The organism is Streptomyces calvus (genome assembly GCF_006782915.1).
Classification (GTDB): Bacteria; Actinomycetota; Actinomycetes; order Streptomycetales; family Streptomycetaceae; genus Streptomyces; species Streptomyces calvus.
In genome coordinates this window covers 293,490-305,330 of the sequence record NZ_VCNP01000043.1, presented here as the reverse complement: position 1 = coordinate 305,330, position 11,841 = coordinate 293,490, and the positions used below count along the sequence as shown (strand labels likewise).

The window sequence follows — 11,841 nt, the reverse complement described above, 5'->3', positions numbered from 1 at the left end:
AGGGTACGGGGCACGGGGACCTTGCAGGTCACGCCTGCGGGTAGCCGAAGGCGCGGGCGGTGTTCGCCCCGAGCGCCGCGGCCAGGGTGTCCTCGTCGACGCCCCGCACGGCCGCCATGGCGCGCACCGTGACCGGCACCAGGTACGGGGCGTTCGGCCGTCCCCGGTAGGGCGCCGGTGTGAGGAACGGCGCATCGGTCTCCACCAGGAGCAGCTCCGCCGGGGCCACGGCGAGCGCGTCCCGCAGGTTCTGCGCGTTCTTGAAGGTGACGTTGCCGGCGAAGGACATGTAGTAGCCGGCGCTCGCGCAGATCTCCGCCATCTCGGCGTCGCCCGAGTAGCAGTGGAAGACGGTCCGCTCGGGGGCGCCCTCCTCCTTGAGGACGCGCAGGACGTCGGCGTGGGCGTCGCGGTCGTGGATCACCAGGGTCTTGCCGTGCCGCTTGGCGATCTCGATGTGGGCGCGGAAGGACTTCTCCTGCGCCTCCTTGCCCTCGGGCCCGGTGCGGAAGTAGTCGAGGCCGGTCTCGCCGACGCCCCTGACCTGCGGCAGCGCGGCCAGCCGGTCGATCTCGGCGAGCGCCTCGTCGAGGCCCGCGTCGCCGCCGGGCTCGCGGGCGCCCTGCCGGGACCAGCCGTCGGGGTCGCCGTGCACGATCCGCGGGGCCTCGTTGGGGTGCAGCGCGACCGTGGCGTGGACGGCGTCGTGCGCCGCCGCCGTCTCGGCCGCCCAGCGCGAACCGGCGAGGTCGCAGCCGACCTGCACGACCGTCGTCACTCCCACCGAGGCGGCCTTGGCGAGGGCCTCCTCGACCGTGCCGGACTGCATGTCCAGGTGGGTGTGGGAATCCGCGACCGGGACCCGCAGGGGCTCCGGGAGCGGCGGCGCGGCGTTCTTGTCGGCGGCGTTCGAAGGCATGTCCCGATCCTACGGAAGCGCCGAGGAAGCCCGGGCCTGTCGTTCGGATCATCCCGGCGTCGCGGGGTCCGGCACGCATCCGAGCCCGCTCGGTCCGGTCGGAAGGCACCGCGCCTCACCGCCGGGCTGATCCGGAACGCGGCAAATCTAGACGGGGCCCGTTCCGGCGCTCTTCGCCGCGACGACCGCGTCGAACACCTGCCGCTTGGGCAGGCCGGCCTCCACGGCCACCGCGGCGATCGCCTCCTTGCGGCGCTCGCCGGCCTCCTCGCGCACCCGTACCCGGCGCACCAGTTCCGCGGCGTCCAGTTCCTCGGGGCCCTTGTCCGGCGCGCCCTCGACCACCACGGTGATCTCCCCGCGCACGCCCTCGGCCGCCCACGCGGCGAGCTCGGCCAGCGGGCCCCGGCGGACCTCCTCGTACGTCTTGGTCAGCTCCCGGCAGACGGCGGCCCGGCGTTCGGCGCCGAAGACCTCGGCCATCGCGGCGAGGGTGTCGTCGAGGCGGTGCGGGGCCTCGAAGTAGACGAGGGTGCGCCGCTCCTCGGCCACCTCGCGCAGCCGTCCCAGCCGTTCCCCGGCCTTGCGGGGCAGGAAGCCCTCGAAGCAGAACCGGTCCACGGGCAGCCCGGACAGGGCGAGCGCGGTGAGCACGGCGGACGGTCCGGGCACCGCGGTGACCTTGATGTCCCGCTCGACGGCCGCGGCGACCAGCCGGTAGCCGGGGTCGGACACGGACGGCATCCCGGCGTCCGTCACCAGCAGCACACGCGCGCCGCCCGCCAGCTCCTCGACCAGCTCGGGCGTGCGGGCGGACTCGTTGCCCTCGAAGTACGACACGACGCGTCCCCGGGGCGTGACGCCGAGCGCCTGGGTCAGCCGGCGCAGCCGCCGGGTGTCCTCGGCGGCGACGACGTCGGCGCCGGCGAGTTCCTCGGCGAGCCGGGGCGGGGCGTCGGAGACGTCGCCGATGGGGGTGCCTGCGAGTACGAGGGTTCCGGTCACGCCACCATCCTCCCAGGGCCGCGCGGCCCGGACGCGACGGGAGCCGGGGCGGCACCTCAGCCGGGACGGCACCGCAACCGGGACGGGACCGGAGCCCGGAGCCGGGGCGGGACCGGGACGGCACGGGAGCCCGGAGCCGGGGCGCCACCCGAATCGGGACGGCACCGGAGCCGGGGCGCCACCGGAGCCGGGACGGCACCGGAACCGGGACGCGACCGGAGCCCGGAGCCGGGGCGGAACCGGGACGGCACCGGAGCCGGGGCGCCACCCGAATCGGGACGGCACCGCAACCGGGACGCGACCGCAGCCCGGAGCCGGGGCGCCACCGGAACCGGGACGGGACCGGAGCCGGGGCGGGACCGGACGCAGGCGGGGCATACCGCCCATGCGCGGGACTCACACAGCGCCGTTCCCTACGATGGCGCGGTGACCAGTACCGCGTCCTCCATGGACCTCCGGAAGGACCAGCCGCCGCACGAGCAGCAGCCGGCGTGGCACCGGCGGCTGCGCCGTTTCGGCCACCCAGGGCCGGACGCCGGGGGCGATGTCCGCGACCGTCTGGTCCCGCCGTACACCGAGCCGTCGGGCCGGCTGTGGGCGACGCTCGGGGTGCCGCCGGGGCTCGCCGGGCGGATCACCCGCTGGTCGGCGTGGGGCGGCCCGCTGCTGGTCGCGCTGCTGGCCGGGGTGCTGCGGTTCTGGAACCTGGGCAGCCCGAAGGCGGTGATATTCGACGAGACGTACTACGCCAAGGACGCGTGGGCGCTGGTCCACCGCGGCTTCGAGGTCAACTGGGACAAGAACGCCAACGACCTGATCCTGTCCTCCGGCGGAAACGTGCCCGTCCCGACGGACGCCGCGTACGTGGTGCATCCGCCGGTCGGCAAGTACGTCATCGGGCTGGGCGAGCTGATGTTCGGGTTCGACCCGTTCGGCTGGCGGTTCATGACGGCCCTGCTCGGCACGCTGTCCGTGCTGCTGCTGTGCCGCATCGGCCGGCGCCTGTTCCGCTCCACGTTCCTCGGCTGCCTGGCGGGCGCGCTGATGGCGGTGGACGGGCTGCACTTCGTGATGAGCCGGACCTCGCTGCTCGACGGCGTGCTGATGTTCTTCGTGCTGGCGGCGTTCGGCTGCCTGCTGGTCGACCGGGACCGGGCGCGGGAGAAACTCGCGGCCGCGCTGCCGGTGGACGCCGACGGCCGGGCCCGGCCGGACGCGTACGCCGCGGAGACCACCCGGATCGGTTTCCGGCCCTGGCGGCTGGCGGCGGGCGTGCTGCTGGGCCTGGCGATCGGCACCAAGTGGAACGGCCTGTACGTCACGGCCGCGTTCTGTGTGATGGCGGTGCTCTGGGACGTCGGCTCGCGCCGGGTCGCCGGCGCCCGCCGGCCCCGGCTGGCCGTGCTGCAGCGGGACCTGGGCTGGGCCTTCCTGTCCACCGTCCCGGTGGCGGTGGTCACCTACTTCGCGTCCTGGACCGGCTGGATCCTCTCCGCCTCCGACGGCACCGGCGGCTACTACCGCGACTGGGCCACCAAGGACGGCCGGAGCAGCGACTGGTCCTGGCTGTTCCCCGACTGGTGGCGCAGCCTGTGGCACTACGAGAACCAGGTCTACGACTTCCACGTCGGCCTGTCCTCGCCGCACACCTACGAGTCCAACCCGTGGAGCTGGATCGTCACCGGCCGCCCGGTCTCCTACTTCTACGAGTCCCCGGCGCCCGGCACGGACGGCTGTCCCGCCGACGCGGGCGAGAAGTGCGCCCGCGAGGTCCTGGCCATCGGCACGCCGCTGCTGTGGTGGGTGGCGTGCTTCGCGCTCCTGTACGTCCTGTGGCGGTGGTTCTTCCGCCGCGACTGGCGGGCCGGCGCCATCGCCTGCGGCATCGCCGCCGGCTACGCCCCCTGGTTCCTCTACCAGGAACGGACGATCTTCTTCTTCTACGCCATCGTCTTCCTGCCGTTCCTGTGCCTGGCCGTGGCGATGCTGCTGGGCGCCCTGGTCGGCCCGCCCCGCTCCTCCGACACCCGCCGCGTCGCGGGCGCGACGGCCGCGGGCGTCCTGACCCTCCTGATCGCCTGGAACTTCATCTACTTCTGGCCCATCTACACCGGCACGCCCATCCCGATGGACGACTGGCGGGCACGGATGTGGCTGGACACCTGGGTGTAGCCGGGCGGGTCCGCCGTCCGCTGCGTTTCTCCCGCGTATTCGGTGGTCAACAGGCCGAAGCGCCAAGGCCGTTGGCTCAGTGCGGCCGGCCGTCATACTGGAGCCGAAGCTTGTAACTTTTGCGCGCGCCAGGGGGACGGTGGGTGGGGGAAGAGCTACGGCCGGGCAGCCACAAGGACAAGGTGATCCGGGAAGCCCTGGTCGCGATCATGGCACGCGGCGGCTGGCACTTGTACAAGGGAGGCCATTGGGGACTCCTGACCTGTGACGCCGGCTGCCACCGCATCTCCGTGCACGGGACACCAAGGGTCTCGGAGCGACATGCTCGCGACCTCCTGCGTGAAGCTCGTACCTGCCCACTGCCCGATGACGACCCCCGCAGTGTCAAGCGCCCGGACGCCTGACATCCCGCTTGACGGCTCTCGGACGGGGTACCGTACCGTTGACGACTGTCAACAGGTTCCATCGACAGCGGGGGGAGTTGCCGATGACGACTTACGCTCTCAGGTTCGAGGTGGACCCGCCGACCGACCGTGAGGCTCTGGAAGCGGCCTTCTACGAGCACTTCGACGGGCTCCTCGCCGAGTCGTTCGGCCGCTGGCTGGTCACGATCTACATGGATGGCCACCGAAACGGCATCAGTGCCGCTCAATGCGCCGTAATGGAACTGAAGGACAAGGTCGGTGCCACGCCCCGCCGAACGGACCGCGACCTGGTGGACGCCGCAGAGATCGCCCGCAGAATCGGCCGCAGCCGGGAGAGCATCCGGCAACTGATCGCGGGTGAGCGACGCAAAGGAATGGCATTCCCCACCCCCTCAGGGGCCCCGAACGGCAAGCGTATTTGGGAGTGGGGCACCGTGAACGAATGGCTGAGGATCAACCTTCCAGGGGAAGGTGACACCGAGCGCTACTTGAGCAAGGACGAGTGCGCCGTAGTGGACGCGTGGATTCTCCGCTGGGCCACCATGCCGCGCGATCAGCACGTCCGCACGGAATTCTTCGAGATCACCGCTTCGGAGGCGATCCACAGCGAGCCGCGCCGCCGGTCGCGCCATGCAACGGAGGCATGGGTTTCGTCCTGGAACGTCCCTGGTCCGGTTGTACAGCGGGAGCCCGTTCCGTCCTCGAAGTCAGGGTGAGGTGACTGACCATGCCATTCGTGATCCAGGTCTCGAAGGCGGAGCGGGAGCAATCCGCGTCGGTGGGCACTTACGCCCGGCTGAGCGACATCAGCATCCTGGAGCTTCACGGCAAAGTCCTCGACGCGGAAGCAGCGGAGGAACTCACCCCGATCAACGAGCTGAACTCCTCCGTGACCGTCGGACTCACGGAGGACAGCTTGATGTATCGCTTCAAGCACGAGTTCACGGTCAAGGGGAAGAACAACAAAGACGCCCTCTACCTTTGCACCGAGGTAGGCGTCATCTTCGATGTGTCGAGTGCCGGAAACGCCGAGGAGGCGTTCAGCGCGGAAGCGGTGAACGCGTTCGGACGTACGACTGCGATCGCAGCCGTATACCCCTATCTGCGCGCCAGCATTTCCGATCTCACAGGGCGTCTCTGCTCTTCTCACATGACCATGGACCTCCTGGCCATGGAGGACGACCAAGAGGCGTAGGGGGTCTCGATTCCGGCGCAGGGCAGGCGACAGGTGCTGCCCGGCTCGCAGTCGGAGGCCCGGCCGGAGTCAGGCTCCGGACGTGGCGCGCCAGCCGTTCCGTCCTGTTCTCCGGGCCGCCGGAGCAGGGTCTCTCTTCGGACAACAAACGGACACGGCCTCCCCGGTCGTCGCACGCGGCGCATAGAGTGCTCAGCCGCCGGACTTTTTGAACGTGTTCAGAAGATGCGGGGGGTCCGGCGGGGAGGGGATCGCCCGATGGGCAAGGGGGTCAAGGTCGCCGTCGTCGGCGGGGTGTTCGCCGTGATGGTGGGCGGCGCTGGCTACGGGGTGTACAACATCGTCTCCGCCGTGAGCGGTGGCGGGTCAGGCGGCGCGGGCGCGGCGGAGACGAAGAGATCCGGGCCGCCGGGCGCGGACGAGGTCCGCGCGACCAGCGAGGCGTTCTTCGCGGCGTGGGAGAAGGGGGACGGGGCCGGGGCGGCGTCGTACACGGACAACGCGCAGGAGGCCGGCGCGCTGCTGACGGGGTACGGCGAGGACGCCCGCATCGGGGCGGTGCGGATCACGCCGGGCAAGGTCACCGGCACGACCGTGCCGTTCACCGTGAAGGCGACCGTCCGCTACGACGGGACGTCGAAGCCGCTGAGCTACGCGAGCGAGCTGACCGTGGTGCGCGGGCGGACGACCGGGCGGGCGCTGGTCGACTGGGAGCCGTCCGTCGTCCACCCGGACCTGAAGGAGGGCGACACGCTCGTCACCGGGGAGTCCGCGCAGCCGCCCATCGAGGCGGTGGACCGCGACGGCGTGGTGCTGACGAAGGAGAAGTACCCCTCGCTCGGCCCGGTGCTGGACACCCTGCGCGAGAAGTACGGGGAGCAGGCGGGCGGCACTCCCGGTGTCGAACTGGTGATCAAGCACGCGGACGAGACCGCCGACACGCCGCTGCTGACCCTCGCCGAGGGGAAGCCGGGCCGGCTGCGCACCACGATCGGTGCCGCGGTGCAGGACGCGGCGGAGCGGGCGGTGCGGCGGTTCGCCGAGTCGTCGGTGGTGGCGGTGAAGCCGAGCACCGGTGAGGTGCTGGCGGTGGCCAACCACCGCGAGGACGGGTTCAACGCGGCCTTCCAGGGCCAGGTCGCCCCCGGTTCCACCATGAAGATCGTCACCGCGGCCATGCTCATCGACAACGGCGTGACCTCGATGAACGGCCCGGCGCCCTGCCCGCCCACCGCCACCTGGCAGAGCCAGACCTTCAAGAACCTCACCGGCATGCAGCCGGACGAGGGCGCCACCCTCGCCAACAGCTTCCTGCGTTCCTGCAACACGGCCTTCATCAAGCTCATCGACGAGCAGCCGCTCACCGACGCCTCGCTCACCCAGGAGGCCGAGCAGCGGTTCGGGCTCGGCCGCGGCGACTGGAAGACGGGCATCGCCTCCTTCGACGGCAGCGTTCCGGCCTCCGGCGGCCCGGACCGCGCGGCGAACGCGATCGGCCAGGGCCAGGTGCAGATGAACCCGCTCACCATGGCGTCGGTGACGGCCACCGCCATCACGGGAGCCTTCCGCCAGCCCTACCTGGTCCCGCCCGAGCTCGACGGCCGGCAGTTGCGGCAGGCCGACGGTCTGCGGGCGGACACCGCCGCCCAGCTGAAGCAGATGATGCGGCTCACCGCCACGCAGGGCACCGGCCGGGACGCCATGACCGGGCTGAGCGGCGACATCGGCGCGAAGACCGGCAGTGCGGAGGTCGACGGCAAGGCCACCTCGGACAGCTGGTTCACCGGCTTCCGCAACGATGTCGCGGCGGCGGCCATGGCCCAGCAGGGCGGCCACGGCGGCGACGCGGCCGGTCCGATTGTCGCAGCCGTGCTACGAGCGGGCAGCTGATCGCGCCCGGTCCGGAGCGGGACTCTAGGGTGGTGCCGACGTTTGCGCACACGGCGCCCTGCGCGCCCCAGGGGCCACGAGGGCCCCGGAGGGGATCCGAGGGCCCGGCGATCAGCGGAGGAACGGACAGCAGTGGGGAACAGAGGGCACGCCGGTGAGCGGCGGAAGACGAGACCCGCCGTGCTCGGCGGAGTGATCGCCGTGGTCGTCGGCGGTGCCGGTTTCGGCGCCTACGCGCTGCTCGGCGGTGGCGGTGCCGCCGCCGAGGACGGCACGCGGACGACCTCCGCGCAGCAGGAGGAGGACGTCAGGACCGGCCCGCTGTCCGCCGTCGAGGTCACCGGCACGGCCGAGCGCTTCCTCACCGCCTGGCAGTCCGGGAAGGTGAGCGAGGCCGCCGCGGTCACCGACGACCCGAAGGCCGCCGCCGCCCTGCTCACCGCCTACGCCAAGGACGCCGGCGTGAAGGACGTCACCCTCACCGCCGGCGCCCGTTCCGGCGGCAAGGTGCCGTTCTCCGTCAAGGGCACGGTGTCGTACGAGGACGTCAGCAAGCCGCTGGCGTACGACAGCGCGCTGACCGTGGTGCGCCGGGCCGGGGACGGCGAGCCGCGGGTGGCCTGGCGGCCTCAGGTCGTGCACCCCGACCTGAAGGACGGCGACAAGCTGGTCACCGGCGAGTCGGGCACCCCGCCGGTCAAGGCGCTGGACCGGGACGGCGGCGAGCTGACCACCGAGAAGTACCCGTCGCTGGGCTCGGTGCTGGACGGGCTGCGGGAGAAGTACGGCGAGAAGGCGGGCGGCGAGGCCGGCGTCGAGCTGCGGGTGGTGCGCGGCAAGGAGTCGCAGAAGGCGAAGCTGTCCGACAAGACGCTGCTGGAGCTGAGCGAGGGCACGCCGGGCACGGTGAAGACCACGCTGAACCCGTCCCTGCAGGCGGCCGCCGAGGAGCAGGTGGCCCGCAAGGAGCGGGCGTCGGTGGTGGTGGTGCGCCCGTCGACCGGCGAGATACTCGCGGTGGCGAACTCCTCGCACGGCTTCAACGTCGCGTTCCAGGGTTCGCTGGCGCCGGGCTCCACGATGAAGGTGATCACTTCCTCGATGCTGATCGAGAAGGGTCTCGCCTCCATGGACGAGAAGCACCCGTGCCCGAAGTACTTCAGCTACGGCGGCTGGAAGTTCCAGAACGACGACAAGTTCGAGATCAAGGACGGCACCTTCAAGGCGAGCTTCGCGCGGTCCTGCAACACGGCCTTCATCAGCCAGGCGCCCGAGCTGAAGAACGACGACCTGACCAAGCAGGCCCAGCAGGTGTTCGGGCTGTCGATGAACAACTGGCAGGTCGGCGTGCCGACGTTCGACGGCTCGGTGCCGGTGCAGTCGGCGGCGCCGATGGCGGCCTCGCTGATCGGCCAGGGTGGGGTGCGGATGAACCCGCTGAACATGGCGTCGGTGTCGGCGACGGTCCAGTCCGGTGTCTTCCGCCAGCCGTACCTGGTGTCGCCGGAGGTCGACGGGCGCACGCTGGCGACGGCCTCGCGCACCCTGTCGTCCGGCACGCTCGCGCAGCTGCGGGAGCTGATGTCGTACACGGCGGCCTACGGCACGGCCGCGGAGGCGATGGCCGGGGTGGGCGGTCAGACCGGCGCGAAGACCGGGTCGGCCGAGGTCGACGGGCAGAAGAAGCCCAACGGCTGGTTCACCGCGTACCGCGGGGACCTGGCCGCGGCCGGTGTGGTGCAGGCGGCCGGTCACGGCGGCTCGACGGCCGGGCCGATCGTGGCGGCGCTGCTGAAGAACGGCGGCTGAGCCGCAGGGGTCAGTGGGGCACCGGTTCCGCTGCGGCGGCGTGCGTCCGCCGCAGGAACCGGGCCAGCGTCTTCATCTCGAACTCCACCACGGACACGCCGTGCCCGGTGTGGAACTCCACCACGGCCTGTACCCGGCCGCACGGCCAGACGCGTATCGCGCCGCTGCCCGCGGGGGCGCGCAGGCCCTGCTCCAGCAGGTCCCGCTCGACGGTCCATTCGCGGGCCACCGGGCCGGGCAGGCCCACGCGCACGCACCGGGGGTCGGTCTCGGGGTCGTACCGCAGCACCACGGAGACGGCCCCGCGGTCCTCCAGCAGGGGATCCGCGTCCGTGAGGACGTGGACTCGCGCGTACTGTTCGACTACGGACATCGGTGGGCCCCTTACGCTGCGTCAACATGCCCGAAAGGCATGTAAGCCGTATACCCACCCCCCGGTCCCATCCTGCCTCCATTCCGGAATCTCTGCGTCCGGGAGGCGCATATCACATGCGAGATAAGGGTCCGGTCAAGACAAGCCCCTCGCTCTTGCGAATGGCTTGCAACAGCCCCCTATCATCGAACGGTGCACGCACCCGACGGATTCATCAACGCCCCCGTGTCCGCCGCGGCCGGACTGGTCGCCGCCGGCGCGATCGCCGTGAGCCTGCGCGGCGCGCGCCGCGAGCTCGACGAGGCGACGGCACCGCTGGCCGGACTGGTGGCGGCGTTCATCTTCGCCGTGCAGATGCTGAACTTCCCCGTCGCTGCGGGAACCAGCGGCCATCTGCTCGGCGGCGCCCTCGCCGCGATCCTCGTGGGCCCCTTCACCGGGATCCTGTGCGTCTCCGTCGTCCTGCTGATGCAGGCCGTCCTGTTCGCCGACGGCGGGCTGACCGCGCTCGGCGTGAACATCACCGACATGGCGATCGTCACCACCGTCGTCGCCTACGCGCTCTTCCGGGGCCTGGTGACGGTGCTGCCGCGCACCCGCCGCTCGGTGACCGTCGCGTCGTTCGTCGCCGCGCTGGTCTCCGTCCCGGCCTCCGCGCTCGTCTTCACGCTGCTCTACGCGGTCGGCGGCACCGCCGACGTCTCGATCGGCAAGGTCGCCACGGCCATGGTGGGCGTGCACGTCCTCATCGGCATCGGCGAGGCGGTGATCACCGCCCTGACCGTCGGCGCGGTCATCGCCGTCCGCCCGGACCTGGTGCACGGGGCGCGCGGGCTGAAGCAGCGGCTCAAGCTGCGGGTCAACGGCGAACTGGTCGACGCCCCGCAGGCCGCGCCGGAGCCCGCACCGGCCGCCGCCCGCTCCTCGCGCACCGTGTGGATCACCGGCCTGGCCGCCTCGCTGGTCCTCGCCGGTTTCGTCAGCTTCTACGCCTCCGCCGACCCCGACGGCCTGGAGAAGGTCGCCACCGACCACGGCATCGACCAGAAGGCCGAGGAGCACGCGATCGCCGACTCCCCGCTGGCCGACTACGGCGTCGAGGACGTCGACGACGCCCGCCTCTCCGGCGGCCTGGCCGGAGTGATCGGCGTCGGCGTCACGGTCGTCGCCGGCACCGGCGTGTTCTGGGCGGTCCGCAGGCGCCGTACCGGCGACGCGGCCGACGCCGTCTCTCCCGCCGACACGAGCGTGTGACATGGGAGCGGATGGGGGTACCTCCCACGCGTTCAGCAGTGGGGGAGCCCACAGGCTGTACCGGCACGGGCACTCACCCGTGCACGCCCTGCCGCCGCACACCAAGCTCGCCGCGGTCCTCGCCTTCGTGCTCGTGGTGGTCTCCACGCCGCGCGAGGCGATGTGGGCGTTCGCGGTGTACGCCGGGCTGCTCGCCGGCGTCGCGTACGCCGCCCGGGTCCCGGCCGGGTTCCTGCTCAAGCGGCTGCTGATCGAGGTGCCGTTCGTCGCGTTCGCCGTGCTGCTGCCGTTCGTGGCGGAGGGCGAGCGGGTGGACGTCCTCGGGCTGTCGCTGAGCGTGAACGGACTGTGGGGCGCCTGGAACGTACTGGCCAAGGGCACGCTGGGCGTGGCCGCCTCGGTGCTGCTGGCCGCCACGACCGAGCTGCGCGCACTGCTGCTCGGCCTCCAGCGGCTGAAGCTGCCGCCGCTGCTGGTGCAGATCGCCTCCTTCATGGTCCGCTACGGCGACGTCATCACCGACGAGATGCGGCGCATGCGGATCGCCCGCGAGTCCCGCGGCTTCGAGGCGCGCGGGGTGCGGCACTGGGGCGTGCTCGCCAAGTCGGCGGGCGCGCTGTTCATCCGTTCCTACGAGCGCGGCGAGCGCGTCCACCTGGCCATGCTGAGCCGCGGCTACGCCGGTTCCATGCCGGTGATCGACGAGGTGACCGCGTCCCGGGCGCAGTGGTCGTACGCCCTCGCCCTGCCCTGTGCCGCCCTCGTGGTCTGCCTGCTGGGATGGACGCTCTGAATGGAT

The 11,841-nt window shown here is 71.8% G+C and carries 10 protein-coding genes; 7 read left to right on the top strand and 3 right to left on the bottom strand.

The window, feature by feature from the left end; all coding sequences use genetic code 11:
* Nucleotides 1–28: 28 nt before the first annotated feature.
* Nucleotides 29–919, bottom strand: a complete 891-nt coding sequence (locus FGW31_RS20340) for a TatD family hydrolase (protein WP_142194860.1) — start codon at nt 917–919, stop codon at nt 29–31.
* 147 nt (nt 920–1,066) lie between these two features.
* Nucleotides 1,067–1,924: a 16S rRNA (cytidine(1402)-2'-O)-methyltransferase gene (rsmI, locus tag FGW31_RS20335; RefSeq protein WP_142194859.1), complete on the bottom strand. Its 858-nt coding sequence runs from the start codon at nt 1,922–1,924 to the stop codon at nt 1,067–1,069.
* A gap of 426 nt (nt 1,925–2,350) precedes the next feature.
* Here rsmI and FGW31_RS20330 point away from each other — a divergent pair, with 426 nt between their 5' ends.
* The 5 genes from FGW31_RS20330 to FGW31_RS20305 all read left to right on the top strand — a co-directional run bounded on the left by FGW31_RS20330 (nt 2,351) and on the right by FGW31_RS20305 (nt 9,415).
* Nucleotides 2,351–4,096 carry a dolichyl-phosphate-mannose--protein mannosyltransferase gene (locus FGW31_RS20330; RefSeq protein ID WP_142194858.1) on the top strand — a complete coding sequence of 582 codons (1,746 nt, stop codon included), beginning with the start codon at nt 2,351–2,353 and terminating at the stop codon, nt 4,094–4,096.
* A gap of 487 nt (nt 4,097–4,583) precedes the next feature.
* Nucleotides 4,584–5,237 carry a hypothetical protein gene (locus FGW31_RS20320; RefSeq protein ID WP_142194856.1) on the top strand — a complete coding sequence of 218 codons (654 nt, stop codon included), beginning with the start codon at nt 4,584–4,586 and terminating at the stop codon, nt 5,235–5,237.
* An 11-nt stretch (nt 5,238–5,248) separates the two neighbouring features.
* Entirely contained in the window at nt 5,249–5,716 is a 468-nt protein-coding gene (locus FGW31_RS20315; protein ID WP_142194855.1) for a hypothetical protein, read from the top strand.
* A gap of 258 nt (nt 5,717–5,974) precedes the next feature.
* A complete protein-coding gene (locus FGW31_RS20310; RefSeq protein WP_142194854.1) occupies nt 5,975–7,606 on the top strand; it encodes a penicillin-binding transpeptidase domain-containing protein in 1,632 nt (543 codons plus the stop codon).
* Between the two features lie 132 nt (nt 7,607–7,738).
* Nucleotides 7,739–9,415 carry a penicillin-binding transpeptidase domain-containing protein gene (locus FGW31_RS20305; protein WP_142194853.1) on the top strand — a complete coding sequence of 559 codons (1,677 nt, stop codon included), beginning with the start codon at nt 7,739–7,741 and terminating at the stop codon, nt 9,413–9,415.
* 10 nt (nt 9,416–9,425) lie between these two features.
* Here the strand turns inward: FGW31_RS20305 and FGW31_RS20300 are convergent, their stop codons facing one another.
* The gene (locus tag FGW31_RS20300) at nt 9,426–9,788 is read right to left on the bottom strand and encodes an SsgA family sporulation/cell division regulator (RefSeq protein WP_142194852.1); all 363 of its coding nucleotides are present in this window, start codon (nt 9,786–9,788) and stop codon (nt 9,426–9,428) included.
* A 192-nt stretch (nt 9,789–9,980) separates the two neighbouring features.
* Here FGW31_RS20300 and FGW31_RS20295 point away from each other — a divergent pair, with 192 nt between their 5' ends.
* Both FGW31_RS20295 and cbiQ read left to right on the top strand, forming a co-directional pair.
* On the top strand, nt 9,981–11,042 hold the full coding sequence (locus tag FGW31_RS20295; RefSeq protein WP_142194851.1) for an energy-coupling factor ABC transporter permease: 1,062 nt from the start codon (nt 9,981–9,983) through the stop codon (nt 11,040–11,042).
* 1 nt (nt 11,043) lies between these two features.
* The gene (gene cbiQ / locus FGW31_RS20290) at nt 11,044–11,835 is read left to right on the top strand and encodes a cobalt ECF transporter T component CbiQ (RefSeq protein ID WP_142194850.1); all 792 of its coding nucleotides are present in this window, start codon (nt 11,044–11,046) and stop codon (nt 11,833–11,835) included.
* Nucleotides 11,836–11,841 lie beyond the last annotated feature (6 nt).